The organism is Pantoea sp. X-Soil-TKNS-1280 (assembly GCF_059730475.1).
On record NZ_AP035962.1, the window covers coordinates 3,079,090 to 3,096,980 of the forward strand.

Annotated in this window: 17 protein-coding genes; 5 read left to right on the forward strand and 12 right to left on the reverse strand. The window is 55.5% G+C overall.

The window, feature by feature from the left end; all coding sequences use genetic code 11:
• Window positions 1-115: 115 nt before the first annotated feature.
• A complete protein-coding gene (gene ptsI / locus AC6I8X_RS14295; RefSeq protein WP_332665502.1) occupies window positions 116-1,843 on the forward strand; it encodes a phosphoenolpyruvate-protein phosphotransferase PtsI in 1,728 nt (575 codons plus the stop codon).
• 42 nt (window positions 1,844-1,885) lie between these two features.
• Complete coding sequence (crr, locus tag AC6I8X_RS14300) at window positions 1,886-2,389, forward strand: PTS glucose transporter subunit IIA (RefSeq protein WP_084876224.1); 504 nt, start codon at window positions 1,886-1,888, stop codon at window positions 2,387-2,389.
• 58 nt (window positions 2,390-2,447) lie between these two features.
• Here crr and AC6I8X_RS14305 read toward each other — a convergent pair whose 3' ends face one another.
• From AC6I8X_RS14305 to AC6I8X_RS14355, 11 genes are all read right to left on the reverse strand, one after another.
• A complete protein-coding gene (locus AC6I8X_RS14305) occupies window positions 2,448-3,809 on the reverse strand; it encodes an ATP-binding protein (RefSeq protein ID WP_299455095.1) in 1,362 nt (453 codons plus the stop codon).
• On the reverse strand, window positions 3,806-4,486 hold the full coding sequence (locus AC6I8X_RS14310; protein WP_084876226.1) for a response regulator transcription factor: 681 nt from the start codon (window positions 4,484-4,486) through the stop codon (window positions 3,806-3,808). Before AC6I8X_RS14310 ends, AC6I8X_RS14305 begins: the two co-directional genes overlap by 4 nt.
• A 123-nt stretch (window positions 4,487-4,609) precedes the next feature.
• Window positions 4,610-5,491 (reverse strand): cysteine synthase CysM, encoded by an 882-nt coding sequence (cysM, locus tag AC6I8X_RS14315; protein WP_497840005.1) that lies wholly within the window; start codon window positions 5,489-5,491, stop codon window positions 4,610-4,612.
• Window positions 5,492-5,563: 72 nt separating this feature from the next.
• Window positions 5,564-6,652: a sulfate/thiosulfate ABC transporter ATP-binding protein CysA gene (cysA, locus tag AC6I8X_RS14320; protein ID WP_299455091.1), complete on the reverse strand. Its 1,089-nt coding sequence runs from the start codon at window positions 6,650-6,652 to the stop codon at window positions 5,564-5,566.
• Complete coding sequence (cysW, locus tag AC6I8X_RS14325) at window positions 6,642-7,514, reverse strand: sulfate/thiosulfate ABC transporter permease CysW (RefSeq protein ID WP_084876229.1); 873 nt, start codon at window positions 7,512-7,514, stop codon at window positions 6,642-6,644. Before cysW ends, cysA begins: the two co-directional genes overlap by 11 nt.
• The gene (gene cysT / locus AC6I8X_RS14330) at window positions 7,514-8,347 is read right to left on the reverse strand and encodes a sulfate/thiosulfate ABC transporter permease CysT (protein ID WP_299455086.1); all 834 of its coding nucleotides are present in this window, start codon (window positions 8,345-8,347) and stop codon (window positions 7,514-7,516) included. Before cysT ends, cysW begins: the two co-directional genes overlap by 1 nt.
• Entirely contained in the window at window positions 8,347-9,363 is a 1,017-nt protein-coding gene (locus tag AC6I8X_RS14335; protein ID WP_313685225.1) for a sulfate ABC transporter substrate-binding protein, read from the reverse strand. The genes cysT and AC6I8X_RS14335 overlap by 1 nt, the downstream gene beginning before the upstream one ends.
• Before the next feature lie 193 nt (window positions 9,364-9,556).
• The gene (locus tag AC6I8X_RS14340) at window positions 9,557-10,453 is read right to left on the reverse strand and encodes a Dyp-type peroxidase (protein WP_313685227.1); all 897 of its coding nucleotides are present in this window, start codon (window positions 10,451-10,453) and stop codon (window positions 9,557-9,559) included.
• A 101-nt stretch (window positions 10,454-10,554) separates the two neighbouring features.
• Window positions 10,555-11,169, reverse strand: a complete 615-nt coding sequence (locus tag AC6I8X_RS14345; protein ID WP_497840006.1) for an RpoE-regulated lipoprotein — start codon at window positions 11,167-11,169, stop codon at window positions 10,555-10,557.
• A gap of 64 nt (window positions 11,170-11,233) precedes the next feature.
• The gene (locus AC6I8X_RS14350) at window positions 11,234-11,695 is read right to left on the reverse strand and encodes a DUF2919 domain-containing protein (protein WP_497840007.1); all 462 of its coding nucleotides are present in this window, start codon (window positions 11,693-11,695) and stop codon (window positions 11,234-11,236) included.
• Entirely contained in the window at window positions 11,696-12,121 is a 426-nt protein-coding gene (locus AC6I8X_RS14355; protein ID WP_084876235.1) for a GNAT family acetyltransferase, read from the reverse strand.
• A 210-nt stretch (window positions 12,122-12,331) separates the two neighbouring features.
• On the opposite strand from AC6I8X_RS14355, the gene amiA reads away from it, so the two are divergent.
• Complete coding sequence (amiA, locus tag AC6I8X_RS14360; RefSeq protein WP_299455068.1) at window positions 12,332-13,192, forward strand: N-acetylmuramoyl-L-alanine amidase AmiA; 861 nt, start codon at window positions 12,332-12,334, stop codon at window positions 13,190-13,192.
• 35 nt (window positions 13,193-13,227) lie between these two features.
• On the forward strand, window positions 13,228-14,151 hold the full coding sequence (gene hemF, locus AC6I8X_RS14365; RefSeq protein ID WP_497840008.1) for an oxygen-dependent coproporphyrinogen oxidase: 924 nt from the start codon (window positions 13,228-13,230) through the stop codon (window positions 14,149-14,151).
• Window positions 14,152-14,243: 92 nt separating this feature from the next.
• Here hemF and maeB read toward each other — a convergent pair whose 3' ends face one another.
• Entirely contained in the window at window positions 14,244-16,523 is a 2,280-nt protein-coding gene (gene maeB / locus AC6I8X_RS14370; RefSeq protein ID WP_313685234.1) for an NADP-dependent oxaloacetate-decarboxylating malate dehydrogenase, read from the reverse strand.
• Between the two features lie 366 nt (window positions 16,524-16,889).
• On the opposite strand from maeB, the gene tal reads away from it, so the two are divergent.
• The gene (gene tal, locus AC6I8X_RS14375; RefSeq protein WP_313685236.1) at window positions 16,890-17,840 is read left to right on the forward strand and encodes a transaldolase; all 951 of its coding nucleotides are present in this window, start codon (window positions 16,890-16,892) and stop codon (window positions 17,838-17,840) included.
• Window positions 17,841-17,891 lie beyond the last annotated feature (51 nt).

Here is a 17,891-nt window from a genome sequence, read left to right on the forward strand (position 1 = left end):
GCAAACATCTTGATCGCGGACAACCTGTCCGCGTTATTGCTTCCGTAGATTGACTTATCCGCGACAATGGCAATGCATCGGGTCAACGAGCCATCGTGATTATAAAGGTAGAGTTATGATTTCAGGCATTTTAGCATCACCGGGTATCGCTTTCGGCAAAGCACTGCTGCTGAAGGAAGATGAGATCGTCATCAACCGTAAAAAGATTTCTGATGACCAGGTTGAGCAGGAAGTACAGCGCTTCCTTGATGGACGCAGCAAAGCTGCTTCTCAGCTCGAAGCCATCAAAATCAAAGCCGGTGAAACCTTCGGTGAAGAAAAAGCGGCGATCTTTGAAGGTCACATCATGCTGCTGGAAGACGAAGAGCTGGAGCAGGAAATCATCGACCTGATCAAGAAAGATCGCGCGACTGCTGATGCTGCTGCCCACTCCGTCATTGAAGGACAGGCGAAAGCGCTGGAAGAACTGGATGACGAATACTTAAAAGAACGTGCGGCTGACGTACGTGACATCGGTAAACGCCTGCTGCAAAACATCCTTGGCCTGCACATCGTTGACCTGAGCGCCATCGAAGAAGAATCCATTCTGGTGGCGAAAGATCTGACACCATCAGAAACCGCGCAGCTGAACCTGAAAAAGGTACTGGGCTTTATCACCGATCTCGGTGGCCGCACCTCTCACACCTCCATCATGGCGCGTTCCCTCGAACTGCCTGCGATTGTCGGCACCGGTAGCGTGACCGCCACGGTGAACAATGGCGATTTTCTGATTCTGGATGGCGTAAACAACAAAGTTTACATCAACCCGACCGCAGACGTACTGGAAGAGCTGAAAGCCATCCAGACGCAATATTTGTCTGAAAAACATGAACTGGCGAAACTGAAAGATCTGCCGGCGATCACGCTGGATGGTCATCAGGTTGAAGTGTGCGCCAACATCGGTACCGTCCGTGATGTTGCCGGTGCCGAGCGTAACGGTGCCGAAGGTGTGGGCCTGTATCGTACCGAGTTCCTGTTTATGGACCGTGATTCACTGCCAACTGAAGAAGAACAGTTCCAGGCTTACAAAGCCGTGGCTGAAGCCATGGGCTCACAGGCCGTCATCGTCCGTACCATGGATATCGGTGGCGACAAAGACCTGCCCTACATGGACCTGCCGAAAGAAGAAAACCCGTTCCTCGGCTGGCGTGCGATTCGTATCGCCATGGACCGCAAAGAGATTCTGCACGCCCAGCTGCGCGCGATCCTGCGTGCCTCTTCGTTTGGCAAACTGCGCATCATGTTCCCGATGATCATTTCCGTGGAAGAAGTTCGCTTCCTGAAAGCAGAACTGGACATGCTCAAAGCGCAGCTGCGTGAAGAAGGTAAAGCCTTTGATGAAACCATCGAGATGGGCATCATGGTAGAAACACCGGCTTCCGCAGTGATTGCCCGCCATCTGGCGAAAGAAGTCGATTTCTTCAGTATTGGGACAAACGACCTGACGCAGTATACTCTGGCGGTCGATCGTGGTAATGATTTGATTTCTCACCTCTATAACCCAATGTCGCCTTCTGTTCTGGGCCTCATCAAGCAAGTGATCGATGCATCACATGCCGAAGGGAAATGGACCGGCATGTGTGGTGAGCTGGCTGGTGATGAACGTGCTACACTACTGTTACTGGGAATGGGGCTGGACGAATTCAGCATGAGTGCCATTTCAATCCCGAGCATCAAGAAAATTATTCGTAATACCAATTTTGAAGATGCGAAGGCATTGGCGGAGCAGGCTCTGGCTCAACCCACAGCAGATGATTTGATGAACCTGGTGAACAAGTTCATCAAAGAAAAAACACTCTGCTGATCCGCGAGACGCTGGCCCCAAATTACTGCTTAGGAGAAGATCATGGGTTTGTTTTCTAAACTTTTTGGCGACAAAACAGAAAGCGCTTCCGGAACTATTGAAATCGTAGCGCCTCTGTCAGGCGAAATCGTGAATATTGAAGACGTACCAGATGTGGTATTCGCGGAGAAAATTGTCGGTGACGGTATCGCCATCAAACCTTCAGGCAACAAAATGGTTGCCCCGGTTGATGGGACTATCGGCAAAATTTTCGAGACCAACCACGCCTTTTCAATCGAGTCTGACAACGGCATCGAGCTGTTTGTCCACTTCGGTATCGACACGGTTGAACTGAAAGGTGAAGGCTTCAAACGTATCGCTGAAGAAGGCCAGAAAGTGAAAAAAGGCGATGTGGTGATCGAATTTGATCTGCCGCTGCTGGAAGAGAAAGCAAAGTCCACGCTGACGCCGGTTGTGATCTCTAACATGGATGAGATCAAAGACCTGATCAAACTCTCTGGTCCGGTTACTGTGGGTGAAACCCCGGTGATTCGTATCAAGAAATAATTCGCAGTCTGGATAGTAAAACGGCACCCAATGGGTGCCGTTTTTATTTAACAGCCACTCAATTCTGCTTCCAGCGTGGCAACTTCAGCGTCAGTTCCAGGCCCCCTTCCGGGCGATTAACCGCCTGCACTTCACCGTGATGCGCCAGGATCACCTTACGAACGATGGACAGCCCCAGACCGTAACCTTTGCCCATCAGTGGTGAATTCACCCGCACGAAGGGGTCGAAAATACTGGAAAGCTTCTCATCATCGACACCCGGCCCCTGATCGCGTACGCGAATCGCCAGCCACTGGTTCTCCGCCTGCAAACGCACCTGAATATGCTGGCCACGATGGGAGAAACGCAGCGCGTTACGCAGCACATTCTCCACCCCACGGCGAATCAGCTCCGCATTGCCGTGCACGGTATAGTCGGCATTTTCATCAACCTGAAAATCGACTTTCACGCCCGGAATCTGCGCCTCATAGCGGACATCGGTCACCACCGCATGTAGCAGGCCGGTGAGGTCAAAATACTGCTCCCCAGGCATGCTTTCGTGCTCGGCACGCGACAAAGTCAGCAACTCGCCAATCATCTTATCGAGGCGACGCGCTTCCTCATCGATACGGTTCAGAGAGGTTTCTACGCTTTCCGGCGTCTGGCGCGCCAGACCGGTTGCCAGTTGCAGACGCGCCAGCGGCGAACGCAATTCGTGGGAGATATCATGCAACAACTCCTCACGCGCTTTCACCAGCGTATCCAGTCGTTCCACCATGGCGTCAAAATCCTGCGCCACGCTGGACAGCTCATCATGGCGTTTGCGCATCACCGGATAGAGACGCACGCTCAAATCACCACTACTCACGCGGGCAAAACCTTCACGCAGCTGACGCATCGGACGCGTCAGGTTCCACGCCAGCAGCAGGCTAAACAGCAGCCCCAACGCACCAGCGAAGGTAAACATCGGCTCAGGAATATTCAGGATACGACGCGGACCGCCCACGCCCATTGAGCTATCCTCACGCAGGCCTTTCACGTCGTAGCGTAGCTCGTACTCTTTGCCGTCAGACCCTTTGACCCAGCGTACAATCACATCCGGGAAAGGGCCGTGGAAGGGTTCATTAAACCCTTCCGGTGGCGCGTTCTGGGTTGAGACCGGTTTGTTGTGCTGAATCACCGAAAAGAACTGTCGATCATTCGGTTCCCAGTCAGCCATCATATCGTCGAGTGAACTTGGCCCACCGCGTTCCAGCACCGACACTGCCGACGCCATCTGCAAATTGACAATACGCCGAATCGCCACGATTTCAGGGGGTTCATGGCGATTACCGGAGAGGGAAAAACCGAGCCACAGCAGCTGGCTGATAATCACAAAAACGATCCAGAAGCCCAGCAGGATCTTCCAGAACATCCGACCACGATAGCTGTGCTGCTTCATCGAATGCGATAACCAATACTGCGCACGGTTTCAATGTTGACGTTGTCTGCGGTTAACGCCGCCAGCTTTTGACGAATATTGCTGATATGCACATCGACGCTACGGTCGTAAGCTTCACGCGGACGGCCCAGCCCTTTCTCGGACAGTTCATCTTTCGATACCACACGATCCGGAGCACGCATCAGCAGGTCGAGCAGATTGAATTCTGAAGCGGTCAGGTCAAAGGCTTTGCCCTGCCATTCGGTGATACGGGTAGCGGGATTGAGGCTCAAATCGCCCCAGCGCAGCACTTCTTTTTTATCGGGCAACGGCGTCTGATCTTCAAAGCGACGCAGCACCGCACGCAGACGCGCTACCAGTTCACGTGGGTAGCAGGGTTTCGGTACATAATCGTCCGCTCCCATCTCCAGACCAATCACGCGATCGATATTGTCGCCTTTGGCCGTCAGCATGATCACCGGCAGACGGCTGTTCTGACGCACCTGGCGCAGCACATCAATTCCACTCATATCCGGCAGCATGATATCGAGAATCATGGCGGTGTAATTGCCTGAAAGCGCACCTTCAACTCCGGCACTTCCGGTTAAAACCAGTTGTGCATCAAAGCCTTCCGCAATCAGGTATTGGCTCAGCATAGTACCAAGCTCTAAATCGTCATCAACAAGCAGAATTTTCATCTTTATCTCTCGTACAAAATTGCCGCTATTTTGTCCTGAGTTCGTCCCGAACGCAGCCGGTTTTACTCGATCCTTACGTAGCGGCGCGATTTATCGCGCAACGAATTTGTGCAAGAGAATAGTTTAGTGGAAAACACCGGTGGAGAGGTAACGGTCGCCGCGATCGCAAATAATCGCCACCACTACGCTGCCTGGCTGAGCCGCTGCAATGCGCAATGCCCCGGCTACCGCACCGCCAGAACTGACACCACAGAAAATACCTTCACGCCGCGCCAGCGCACGCATCGTCTCTTCCGCTTCCTGTTGCGTCATATCCATCACTTCATCCACCAGTTCCGGGCGGAAAATACCGGGCAAATAGGCACTCGGCCAGCGACGGATACCGGGAATGCTGCTGCCTTCCTGCGGTTGCAAACCAATAATTTTCACTGCTGGCGCAGACTCGCGCAGATAGCGGCCCACGCCAGTGATAGTGCCTGTCGTCCCCATGCTGGAGACGAAATGGGTCATGCGATGCTGGCTCTGCTGCCAGATTTCCGGGCCGGTAGTGAGATAGTGACCGAGAGGATTATCGGGGTTATTGAACTGATCCAGCACCCTGCCCTCACCGCGTGCCGCCATCTCCTGCGCCAAATCACGCGCCCCTTCCATTCCCTGTTCGCGAGTGACCAGCACCAGCTCCGCACCATAGGCGCGCATCGCGTCCTGGCGCTCCTGACTCATGTTTTCCGGCATCAACAGGCGCAGACGATAGCCTTTCATCGCCGCGATCATCGCCAGCGCGATACCGGTGTTGCCACTGGTGGCTTCAATCAGCGTATCGCCCGGTTTAATTTCACCACGCCGTTCCGCCTGATGAATCATCGACCAGGCGGCACGATCCTTGACTGAACCCGCAGGATTATTACCTTCCAGTTTTAGCCAGATTTCGCTGCCGTTGTCAGGCGTCAGGCGCTGCAACTTAATCAACGGCGTATTACCGATGGTATTTTCCAGTGTGGTCACGGTCAGATTCCCGGAGAAAGAGGGGCAAAGAAATCGGGCGGGAAAGTCCCGCCCGAAGGAGTGTCAAAAATATCAGGCGCTCTCGGCAAAGGCAACCGTGCGCAGCGGTGTTGTGCCCTGGTAAAGCCGGGCCTGTTGCAGGCCAACAAACAAACGTTCACCGCGAATCGGGGCGGATTGCTCGCCATCAAACACCAGGGTAAAAGGTTCGCTCTGCCAGCCAGCGGGTTGTACCACCAGCTGCCAGAAATGTCCGCGCGGGCTGACTTCCAGCACCTGCACTGGCAGCGGAGTCTCCAGGCTGCTCTGGCGCGACACATCAATCTCCCACGGACGCAGGAACAGCTCTACCGGGCCCTGATGCGCCGGGGTATAGCCCAGCGGCCAGCGATGTGCCGCAACATGGAATTGCGAGCCATGCACTTCACCATCAAAGCGGTTAACTTCACCGAGGAACTCCAGCACGAAGCGGGTGGCCGGATCGCGCCACACTTCGTCCGGTGTACCGACCTGCTCAATATTGCCCTGGCTCATCACCACTACGCTGTCCGCGACTTCCATCGCTTCTTCCTGATCGTGGGTGACGAACACGCTGGTGAATTTCAGTTCTTCATGCAGCTGACGCAGCCAGCGACGCAGCTCTTTACGCACCTGGGCATCGAGCGCGCCGAAGGGTTCATCCAGCAATAAAATTTGCGGTTCTACGGCCAGCGCACGCGCCAGTGCGACGCGCTGTTTCTGACCGCCCGACAGCTGTGCCGGGAAACGGCTGGCGAGATGACTCAACTGCACCATCTCCAGCAGACGGGTCACGCGCTGTTTGATTTCCGCACTGGAGGGACGCTCGCGGCGTGGCAGCACCGTCAGGCCAAACGCGATGTTGTCGAACACCGTCATATGGCGAAACAGCGCGTAGTGCTGGAAGACAAACCCCACCTGGCGATCGCGCGCATGCAGGCGGCTGACGTCTTTACCGTGGAACTGGATCTGACCGCTGTTCTGATGCTCCAGACCGGCGATGATACGCAGCAGCGTGGTTTTACCCGAACCGGATGGGCCCAGCAGCGCCACCATCTGGCCGGAAGGAATATCCAGAGAGATATCGTTCAACACCGGCGTGCGGCCAAACGATTTGTTAATTTGTTTGATCTCAATGCTCATGATTTTCCTCCTGTTGGCGTTTCCGCTGATGCTCTAAACGCCACTGCACCACGCTTTTCAGAAACAGTGTCACTATCGCCATCAGGGTCAGCAGCGCGGCGGCGGTAAATGCGCCAACGGTGTTGTAGTCCTGATGGAGTAATTCAACCTGAAGCGGCAAGGTATAGGTTTCGCCGCGAATCGATCCCGATACCACCGAGACCGCACCAAATTCGCCGATGGTACGGGCATTGGTCAGCACCACGCCGTACAACAACGCCCAGCGGATATTCGGCAGCGTGACGCGGCGGAACATCTGCCAGCCGGATGCGCCAAGCAGCACCGCGGCTTCATCTTCGTTACTGCCCTGGCTGAGCATCACCGGCACCAGTTCACGCACCACAAACGGACAGGTTACGAAAATGGTCGCCAGCACCATGCCCGGCCAGGCAAACATAATCTGGATATTGTGCGCATCCAGCCAGCCACCCGCCGGACCATTGATACCCCAGAACAGCAGGTACATCAGGCCAGCGACCACCGGGGAGACGGCAAAAGGAATATCGAACAGCGTCAGCAACAGCTGGCGGCCAGGAAAGTTAAAACGCGTCACCAGCCACGCCAGCAACGTACCGAACACCAGGTTAACCGGCACGGTGATCAACGCCACCATCACCGTCAGCCAGATGGCGTGCAGCATATCGCCATCTTTCAGGTTACCGATGGCGGCACCCAGCCCCTGATTGAGCGCTTCCCAGAAGATGGAGACCATCGGCACCACCAGCAACATGATGGAAACCAGCGCGCCAATGCCAATCAGCAGCCATTTACCCCAGTTAATCGGTGAACGATCAACCCGATTGATTTGCGAAATCTCTGCCATCAGTGACCTCCTAAACGACGGCCAAAGCGGCTTTGCAGGGTGTTGATAGCGAACAGCAGCAGCAACGAGGCGGCAAGGATCACCGAGGCGATGGCGCTGGCGGCCGGATAATCAAACTCCTGCAAACGCACAAAAATCATCAGCGAGGTCACTTCTGTTTTCCACGCGATATTACCGGCGATAAAGATCACCGCACCAAACTCGCCGAGGCTGCGGGTAAACGACAGCGCGGTCCCGGCCAGCAACGCCGGAGCCACTTCTGGCAGCACCACGCGACGAAAGCTCTGCCACGGTGTCGCACCGAGGGTTTCGGCAGCTTCTTCGTATTCCGGCCCTAACTCTTCCAGCACCGGTTGCACGGTACGCACCACAAACGGAATGCTGGTGAAGGCCATCGCCACCGCGATACCGAGCCAGGTATAAGAAACTTTGATATCGAACTGGGCCAGCCACTGACCATACCAGCCATTAACCGAGAACAAACCCGCCAGCGTCAGGCCAGCCACTGCCGTGGGCAGGGCGAAGGGTAAATCCATCAGACCATCGAGCAGAGTACGGCCAGGAAAGCGATAGCGGGTCAGAATCCACGCCATCAGCATGCCAAACACCGCATTGAAGAGGGAAGCTACCCCGGCAGACAGCAGCGTCACTTTATACGCCGCTACCAGCTGTGGATTGGTGATCACTTCCCAGTACTGCGCCAGCGTCATTTTCGACAGCTGCATCAGCAACGCGCTGATCGGCAGCAGCAGAATCAGGCAGGTAAATAGCAGACTGGTACCGAGGCTGATACCGAATCCGGGCAGTACCCGTTTTTGCGTTGAGGCAAACATTAACCGCGCCCCGCTGCCAGCAATTTGTCCAGCTCAGCGCCGCTGGCAAAATGGGTTTTCATCACGTTATCCCAGCCACCAAATGCCTCATCGACATTGAAAAGACGGGTCTGCGGGAAGCGATCCTGCTGGGCTGCCATCAACTGCGGGTTGTTCACACGATAGTAAAAGCTGGTAATGATTTTCTGTGCTTCCGGTGTATAGAGATAATTTAAATAGGCTTTCGCCGCATCCGTCGTGCCATTGTGCGCGACGTTTTTATCCACCCAGGCAACCGGGAACTCGGCGAGGATGTTGGTCTTCGGCACAATCACTTCGTAACCATCTTTAGCGTACTGGTTACGAATGTTATTCACTTCTGACTCGAAGCTAATCAGCACGTCACCCAGGCCGCGCTCGGCGAAAGTGGTGGTGGCACCACGGCCTCCGGTATCAAACACTTCGACGTTTTTCAGGAATTGCGTCATAAAGGCTTCGGTTTTGGCCTGGTCTTTGCCATCAGCCTGATCCGCAGCGCCCCAGGCGGCCAGATAGGTGTAGCGGCCATTGCCGGAGGTTTTAGGATTCGGGAAAATCAGTTTCACGTCAGCCCGTGCCAGATCGGCCCAGTCGTGAATATTCTTTGGGTTACCCTTACGCACCAGGAACGCCATGGTGGAGTAAAACGGCGAGCTGTTATTCGGCAGGCGGCTTTGCCAGTCGGCCGGGATCAGCTGACCTTTATCGTGCAGCACCTGCACATCTGTCACCTGGTTATAAGTCACCACATCGGCGCGCAAACCCTGCAGGATCGCCAGCGCCTGTTTTGATGAACCGGCATGAGATTGTTTAATCGTCAGCTTGTCACCCGGATGGCTGGCATCCCACTGCTGCTCAAAAGGCGCATTCAGGGCGACAAACAGTTCGCGCGAGACGTCATACGAGCTGTTGAGCAGCTCTGTCGCCTGCACAGCACCCGCCATTGCCAGCGAAAGCGCGATACCGCCAACCAACTTTTTAAAAACGGGAAGTGTCATGCTGCACCTGGAAATGTGGAGTTACGGCTGATGCCATTAGATGTTGTCAGTGTATTTATAACTCGAGGCAAACCAGTAACGGTTTTATATATCGTTTGCTGATTTCAAAGTCTAAAAAGGCATAAGACGACGGGGAAGTTTATGCATCTGGCGGGATAACGAACGGACGGCATCGCCGCCGTCCGGGAGGGCATTACAGCGCCTGTAACGCGTCAAGCGATGGAGCAAAAAAGTAGCTACCGGTGACCGGTTTGGTAAACCGTAGCATGGCGTCCATCTTGCCATCACGCTCACCAAACATGCTCAACAGCTGCTGTTCAATATTATGCAGGCGATTGCAGTAGGCAATAAAGAACAGGCCATGGGTGCCGCTGGCTGTACCGTAAGGCAGGCTCTGACGCAAAATCTTCAGCCCTTTGCCTTCTTCTTTAAGATCGACGCGGCTGAGATGCGAGGTCACCGGGCGCTCATCGCCGGGAATCTCTTCATTCTCCACCTTGGTGCGCCCCATTACCGCTTCCTGCTTGTCAACCGCCATGCGGTTCCACAGCTTCAGGTTATGTTCCCAGCGCTGGGTGAAGACATAGCTGCCACCTGCATCCGGGCCAGCGGCGATAATCGCTACCTGCTCACGCTGTTCGCCTTGCGGATTCTCGGTGCCATCGACGAAACCGGAGAGATCGCGTTCTTCCACCCAGCGAAAACCGTGGGTTTCTTCTTCGATATCGACAGCAGCGGCAAACGCTACCAGCGCAGCCTGCGCCAGAGAGAAGTTCACATCGTGGCGGAGTGACTGAATATGGATCAGCAAATCACGCTGCGTAGCAGGCGCAATGCCTTTGCCCAGCGCGCTAAAGGCTTTCAGTTCTGGTGCAGAATCCGCACCCTGCAAGTCGCGCCACAGCGTATCACCGAAGGCGATCACCGCGCCCAACCCGGCATCAGCGAATTTTTGTTGCAGTGCATCGAGGTGTTGCAGGAAGGTTTTGCTGCCCAGGCGCAGCGCATCGAGATCACCCGTGACACGGGCTTCCAGCCAAATGGCGAAACGGCGGTGTTCCAGCAGAATCCCGCTCTGAAATTGAGACATCGACATGCTCTCCGGCAATGGGGGTTAAACGGCGTTTTTTTCGTCCGTATCATACCGGAAAGTGGCGGCGATAGCCCGTATCACCGCACTTTTTTGAGGGATTAACGTTGCCAGACGATCTTGCTGATTTTCCAGTTTTTCAGCGTATCATCCGACGGCATCAACCCTTCAGGGCCGTGCCATTCGCCGCTGTAGACATAAGCGATGTGCTGGCTATTCGGCGCACGGCACTCCACATCACGGCTGTCGAGACCCGGTACCATTTTGCAGTTATCAAACGCCTTAGTGAATTTGGCACTGAACGGGTCACCGATTTTGCTGCCGTCTGCACTCTTCGCGCTCGGATCCAGTACCTCGATACGTTCAACGCTGCTTTGCCCGTTGATCACCAGTTTGACCTTGTCACCATCCAGTGCCTGCCAGAACTCCACCACCTGGCCATTCTGGGTGCGCATGCCCTGGCGCAGCTTGTAATCGCCATTCAGCGCTTTATCGATAGCCGTTTGCGTCATGGCGGTGCTACTGGATAGCCCGGCGACACCCTGCTCGCTTACCGTCAGCGAACCACCGAACCAGCTGAGCGGATTCAGCGCCGACCAATGGTAACTCAGGGGGTTATACCAGTGGCTTTCATCAGCCGAACCCGAAGACGCAGAGCTGGCACAACCTGCCAGCACCAGAGCCGTCGCCAGCAGCGCGGGACGAACAACTTTCATGAAAACTCCTTGATCTTGTTTGCCGGTTTGGCGTGCCTGTTGGAGTCGCAAAGCGACAAAAAGTTTATTCGTGATGCTGATGTTCGGGCAAAAAGCAGTCACACAGGCGTCGATGGGTTTGCAGCCAGTACAGCGCCAGCAGGTCGAACACCGTTAGCAGCAGCGGGAATGGCGAATCGGGCATCGCGCCCTGCAACAGATTAACGCCCTGCCACAACAGGTTAATCAGCAATGACAGGCTCAGCACCAGACGCCAGCTTTGCCACAGGCGCGGCCAGCGTTGACGATAACCGGTGAGCAGCAGCCCGATAGCCGCCGGAATGCCGAGCGCCAGGCCCAGCCAGAAACTTTGCCGATCGGGATAGAACAGCGCCAGCAGGTCATTCCCCTGCTGACGGGACGCCCCGGCCATCACCAGAATCAGCCAGGTTCGCGCCTGGAGCAGCAGGATCAGCCAGAAAAGAAACGGCAGCCGCAGCTGCCCTTTTGCATCGTATTCTTCTGGCGGGTATTTCAGCGTAACCACTTAATACTCACGGTCTTCAATCAGGCGCTTGCCCAGCAGCAGTGAATCCACTGGCTCGTAATCGAGCTTTTCATAGAAGGCCACCACCTGGTCGTTCTCTTCACGCACCATCAGATGGATTTTCGGGCAGCCGCGCGCAATCAGTTTCTTTTCCAGACGATTCATCAGCGCGTTGGCAAAGCCACGCCCCTGATAATCAGGATGCACCGCCAGATAATAAGCCGCACCACGATGACCATCGTAGCCGCCCATCAGCGTACCCACCACCTCGCCACCGACTTCGGCCACCAGAAACAGCTCCGGGTCATGGTTCATTTTGCGTTCAATGTCCAGCTCAGGGTCATTCCACGGGCGTAACAGATCGCAACGCTCCCAGAGCGTGATCACTTCTTCAAAATCTTCCTGGCGGAATGAGCGGATTTCCATCGGCGTTACCCTGCAGTTAGGCACAATTCGCTGATTATCACGTATTCTTTAGCGGGCGCAACCCTCGCACCGTTCAGTGGCAGAAAAAAGCGACGAAATTCCTGTTCGCGACCTGAAATACAAAGTAAAGCCCTGAAATAGTTACAGGGTCGCACCCGTCAGGATGTTACGATATAACACTTTTCAGGTAAGCCTGTCAGGGATTCATTGATGAAAAAAATTTCACTGCTCAAACGTTTAACTAATCGCCGTCAGCTGCTGCTGTCCGGGCTGGCGCTGGCGGTGCTATCGCCGCGTCTGGTGCAGGCCAAAGAAGAAAGTGCCGATTTGCACCTGCTGCCGCGCCACAATAAACCCGCGCCACCAGCTAAAAACGGCAAACGTATTGTGATGATCGACCCGGGCCACGGCGGGATTGATTCCGGTGCGGTTGGCGAACAAGGTTCCGAAGAAAAACACATCGTGCTGGATATCGCCAACAACGTGCGCCAGCTGTTGCAGGATCATCCCCGGGTTGAAGTCCGCCTGACGCGTGATACGGATTACTTTATCCCCCTGTATCAGCGGGTGGAAATTGCCCATCAGCACGGTGCCAACCTGTTTATGTCGATTCACGCCGATGGTTACACCAGCCCGGACGCCAATGGCGCTTCGGTGTTTGCCCTGTCAAATCGTGGAGCCAGCAGCGCGATGGCGCGCTATATGTCGCAGAAAGAGAACGATGCTGACAAAGTCGCCGGGGTGGAAGTGGCGCAGAAAGATCAGTATCTGAACCAAATCCTGTTCGATCTGGTACAGACCGATACCATCCGCAACAGCCTGACGCTTGGTAAACATGTGCTGGATCAGATCCGTCCGGTGCATCATTTACACAGCCAGCACACTGAGCAGGCGGCGTTCGCTGTGCTGAAATCCCCCTCGATTCCGTCGGTACTGGTGGAGACCTCCTTCATTACCAACCCGCACGAGGAGCAGTTGCTTGGCACCCCAGCGTTTCGCCGAAAAATTGCCAGCGCCATCGCGGATGGCATCGTCAATTACTTTGAGGAGTACGATCGGCGTCAGGCTTAGGTATAATCGCGGCAAATTTCCGGAACGAGTGACTCATGAGCAATCCCGATATTTCCCGCGTCAAAGCCTTTCTGCTGGCGCTCCAGGATGACATCTGCGCCCAGCTGGCGGCGGAAGATGGTGCCGCCGATTTTGCCGAAGATAGCTGGCAGCGCCCGGCCGGCGGCGGTGGCCGCAGCCGCGTATTACGCAACGGCGCGGTGTTTGAGCAGGCCGGTGTTAACTTCTCCCACGTCCATGGCGATCAAATGCCTGCCTCAGCCACCGCGCACCGCCCGGAGCTGGCAGGCCGCAGTTTTGAAGCGATGGGCGTCTCGCTGGTGATCCACCCGGAAAATCCCTATGTCCCGACCAGCCACGCCAATGTGCGTTTCTTTATTGCCGAAAAACCGGGTGCCGATCCGGTGTGGTGGTTCGGTGGCGGTTTCGATCTCACCCCTTTCTACGGCTTTGAAGAAGATGCGCTGCACTGGCATCAGACCGCGTTTGATCTGTGCCAGCCGTTCGGTGCGGATGTCTACCCGCGTTATAAAAAGTGGTGCGACGACTACTTCTGGCTGAAGCATCGCGACGAGCAGCGCGGCATTGGCGGCCTGTTCTTTGACGATCTCAACACCCCTGATTTTGACCATTGCTTTGCCTTTACCCAGGCGGTGGGCAATGGCTTCCTGCAAGCCTATCGCCCGATTGTGGCAAAACGCAAAGCGCTGCCGTGGGGCGAACGCGAGCGTCAGTTCCAGCTGTATCGTCGTGGGCGTTATGTCGAGTTCAATCTGGTGTGGGATCGCGGCACACTGTTTGGCCTGCAAACCGGCGGACGCACCGAATCGATCCTGATGTCGATGCCGCCGCTGGTGCGCTGGGAATATGATTATCAGCCGGAATCTGACTCACCGGAAGCGGCGTTGTATCGTGATTTTCTGCCGGTGAAGGATTGGCTGAAACTCGCGTCCAAATAATTAATATTTTTGCTATCTGTAGCGGCGCGATTTATCGCGCAGGTTTTAAAACACGCGCGATAAATCGCGCCGCTACAATGATGTGCCTGTATTTATAACGGCTCGGTCTGTGCCTCCACCACCGCCAGCGCCACCATATTGACGATGCGGCGTACTGACGCGATACGCGTCAGCACATGCACCGGTTTGCTGATCCCCATCAACACCGGCCCGACGGTCACCCCTTCCGAGCAGGAAACACGCAGCAGGTTGTAGCTGATACGGGCCGCTTCGACATTGGGCATAATCAACAGATTAGCCGTGCCTTTTAGTGGGCTGTCCGGCATCAACTCGCGACGGATGTTTTCCACCAGTGCCGCATCGCCGTGCATCTCGCCGTCAATCTCCAGATCCGGCGCTCGCTGCTGAATCAGCGCCAGCGCGTCACGCATCTTGCGCGCCCCAGGCGCATTGGAGGTGCCAAAACTGGAGTGCGACAGCAACGCCACACGCGGTTCGATACCAAAACGCCGCACCGTTTCTGCCGCCATCAGGGTGATATCCGCCAGCTGTTCCGGCGTCGGATCTTCATTGACGTAGGTATCGGTAATAAAGGTGTTGCCGCTCGGCAGCAGCAGCGCATTCATCGCCCCGGCCACCCGCACATCAGGCCGGAAGCCAAACACCTTCTCGATCACCTCATAATGTTCATGATAATCGCCCACCGTACCGCAAATCATCGCATCGGCTTCGCCACGATGGACCATGATGGCACCGATCAGTGTTGGATTGCCGATCACCGCTCGCTGGGCCATCTCTGGCGTTACGCCACGTCGTTTCATGATCTGATAATATTCACTCCAGTAAGCTTTAAAACGCGGATCGGATTCGTTATTCACCACTTCAAAATCCTTGCCCGCCTCGATCTTCAGCCCCTGCTTTTGTAAACGCATGGCGATGACATTCGGGCGTCCAATCAGGATCGGTTTCGCCAGCCCGAGCGACACCAGTTCCTGGGTGGCATGCAGCACCCGCACCTCCTCCCCTTCCGCCAGCACCACGCGCTTCGGATCTTTACGCGCCTGCGAGAAGATCGGTTTCATAAACAGGTTGGTTTTATAAACAAACTCGGTGAGTTTCTCGCGATAGGCATCAAAATCTTCAATCGGCCGCGTCGCCACACCGGAGTCCATCGCCGCTTTAGCAACCGCTGGCGCGATCTGCACAATCAGACGTGGGTCAAAAGGTTTGGGGATCAGATATTCCGGGCCAAAGCTCAGATCCTGATCGTCATAGGCCGAGGCCACCACATCGCTCTGCTCAGCCTGCGCCAGCGCCGCAATGGCATGTACCGCCGCCAGTTTCATTTCCTCATTGATGGCGGTGGCCCCAACATCCAGCGCACCACGGAAGATAAAAGGAAAACACAGCACGTTATTCACCTGATTGGGGAAATCAGAACGCCCGGTACAGATAATCGCGTCGGGCCGGACCGCCTTCGCCAGCGGTGGCATGATTTCCGGCTCCGGGTTGGCCAGCGCCAGAATCAGCGGATCCTGCGCCATCTGCTGTACCATCTGCGGCGTCAGCACTTGCGGCCCTGAGCAGCCGAGGAAAATGTCCGCACCGGCAATCACCTCCTCCAGCGTGCGTTTCCCATTATCCTCAACGGCATAGGCCGCTTTGGTCTCCGCCATATCGGTATCACGTCCGCGCCAGATCACCCCTTTCGAGTCACACGCCACAATGTTATGGCGTTGCATCCCCAGCGCCACCAGCAGATTCAGGCAGGCAATGGCCGAAGCCCCCGCTCCTGACACCACCAGCCGCACATCAGAGATGGCTTTTTTGACGATCTGCAAACCATTAAGTACCGCCGCAGTACAGATAATCGCGGTGCCGTGCTGATCGTCATGGAACACCGGGATCTTCATCCGTTCACGCAGCTTCTGCTCGATATAGAAGCACTCCGGCGCTTTGATATCTTCAAGGTTGATGCCGCCAAAGGTCGGCTCCAGTGCCGCGATCACCTCAATCAGCTTGTCCGGGTCCCGCTCGTCGATTTCGATATCAAACACATCAATACCGGCAAATTTCTTAAACAGCACCCCTTTGCCTTCCATCACCGGTTTACCGGCCAGTGCGCCGATATTGCCCAGCCCCAGCACCGCAGTGCCATTGGAGATCACCGCCACCAGATTGCCACGCGCGGTGTATTTGTGTGCCGCCAGTGGGTCTGCGGCAATTTCCAGGCAGGGTGCAGCCACGCCGGGAGAATAGGCCAGCGCCAGATCGCGCTGGGTCGCCAGCGGTTTGGTGGGTGACACCTGAATTTTTCCGGGAGTGGGATACTGGTGAAACTCGAGAGCGCTTTGCTTCAGTTGTTCGTCCATTGGGCATCCTGTTGCGCGGAGAGATAAGCGTTCAGTATAGAAATCAACGGCACAAAAGAGGGTGAAGGCGCTCAAAGAATGCACGGCTGGCAAGGGCACAGATTGCCACAGCAGGATCAACGGGTCTGCCACAGGCTGCTATGCTTAGGAGTGGTAAAACGCGCAGCTGACACCTTTCAGGCAGGCCCTCAATCACAACCGCGCGCGGTGGGCATCCCGGCGTCACAATCAGAGAAAACGCATTTTCTTAACCTGGCGTCTGTAGCAAGGTGTTGGACCGGACCCCACCTGGAAATGGCGCAACAAAGCCAGAGCTGCCTGAGGTTTTTTATTTGCCCTAATGATTGCTAATCAAGGAGTTAAGCGATGAACCAGCTAGATGCATTGAAACAGTTCACCACCGTGGTGGCGGACAGTGGCGATATTGAATCCATTCGCCAATACCACCCGGAAGATGCCACCACCAACCCCTCGTTAATCCTCAAAGCCGCCGGACTCGACGCCTACAAGCACCTGATTGATGACGCCATCGACTACGCGAAAAAACAGGGCGGCAGTAAAGAAACGCAAATCATCAACGCCAGCGATAAAGTGGCGATCAACCTCGGTATGGAAATTCTGAAAAGCGTACCAGGCCGTGTCTCGACCGAAGTGGATGCTCGCCTCTCCTTCGATCGTGGCATGTGTGTCACCAAAGCGGAAAAACTGATTCGTTTGTATGAAGAAAACGGCATCGACCGCTCACGCATTCTGATCAAACTGGCTTCGACCTGGGAAGGGATCCGCGCCGCCGAAGAACTGCAAAAGAACGGCATCAACTGCAACCTGACGCTGCTGTTCTCTTTCGCCCAGGCCCGCGCCTGTGCTGAAGCCGGGGTGTTCCTGATTTCGCCGTTCGTCGGCCGTATTTATGACTGGTACAACAGCCGTAAACCGCTTGATCCGTATGTGGTCGATGAGGATCCAGGTGTGAAATCGGTACGCCGTATTTACGATTACTACAAAAAGCATCGCTACAACACCGTCATCATGGGTGCCAGCTTCCGTAAAGTGGAGCAAATCCTGGCACTGGCGGGCTGTGACCGTCTGACCATCTCCCCGAATCTGCTGGAGGAGCTGGCAAACAGCGATGCACCGCTGGAACGTAAACTGGAGCCATCCACCGAGGGCTTCCATCAGCCGGCCCCGCTGTCCGAAGCGGAGTTCCGCTGGGAACATAATCAGGATCCGATGGCAGTGGAAAAACTGTCTGATGGTATCCGTCAGTTTGCTGTAGACCAGCAAAAACTGGAGGACGTGCTGGCTGCACGCCTCTAGTCATTATCCTCACATCATGCCGGACGGGCGTCTGCCCGTCCTTATTTTTGC

Excerpts from the sequence above, each read along its gene's own strand:
- AC6I8X_RS14305 (WP_299455095.1), bottom strand. The coding sequence starts at position 3,809 with ATGAAGCAGCACAGCTATCGTGGTCGGATGTTCTGGAAGATCCTGCTG.
- crr (WP_084876224.1), top strand. The coding sequence starts at position 1,886 with ATGGGTTTGTTTTCTAAACTTTTTGGCGACAAAACAGAAAGCGCTTCC.
- amiA (WP_299455068.1), top strand. The coding sequence starts at position 12,332 with ATGAAAAAAATTTCACTGCTCAAACGTTTAACTAATCGCCGTCAGCTG.
- AC6I8X_RS14340 (WP_313685227.1), bottom strand. The coding sequence starts at position 10,453 with ATGTCTCAATTTCAGAGCGGGATTCTGCTGGAACACCGCCGTTTCGCC.
- maeB (WP_313685234.1), bottom strand. The coding sequence starts at position 16,523 with ATGGACGAACAACTGAAGCAAAGCGCTCTCGAGTTTCACCAGTATCCC.
- cysW (WP_084876229.1), bottom strand. The coding sequence starts at position 7,514 with ATGGCAGAGATTTCGCAAATCAATCGGGTTGATCGTTCACCGATTAAC.
- hemF (WP_497840008.1), top strand. The coding sequence starts at position 13,228 with ATGAGCAATCCCGATATTTCCCGCGTCAAAGCCTTTCTGCTGGCGCTC.
- tal (WP_313685236.1), top strand. The coding sequence starts at position 16,890 with ATGAACCAGCTAGATGCATTGAAACAGTTCACCACCGTGGTGGCGGAC.
- AC6I8X_RS14310 (WP_084876226.1), bottom strand. The coding sequence starts at position 4,486 with ATGAAAATTCTGCTTGTTGATGACGATTTAGAGCTTGGTACTATGCTG.
- cysA (WP_299455091.1), bottom strand. The coding sequence starts at position 6,652 with ATGAGCATTGAGATCAAACAAATTAACAAATCGTTTGGCCGCACGCCG.
- cysT (WP_299455086.1), bottom strand. The coding sequence starts at position 8,347 with ATGTTTGCCTCAACGCAAAAACGGGTACTGCCCGGATTCGGTATCAGC.
- AC6I8X_RS14355 (WP_084876235.1), bottom strand. The coding sequence starts at position 12,121 with ATGGAAATCCGCTCATTCCGCCAGGAAGATTTTGAAGAAGTGATCACG.
- AC6I8X_RS14335 (WP_313685225.1), bottom strand. The coding sequence starts at position 9,363 with ATGACACTTCCCGTTTTTAAAAAGTTGGTTGGCGGTATCGCGCTTTCG.
- AC6I8X_RS14345 (WP_497840006.1), bottom strand. The coding sequence starts at position 11,169 with ATGAAAGTTGTTCGTCCCGCGCTGCTGGCGACGGCTCTGGTGCTGGCA.
- ptsI (WP_332665502.1), top strand. The coding sequence starts at position 116 with ATGATTTCAGGCATTTTAGCATCACCGGGTATCGCTTTCGGCAAAGCA.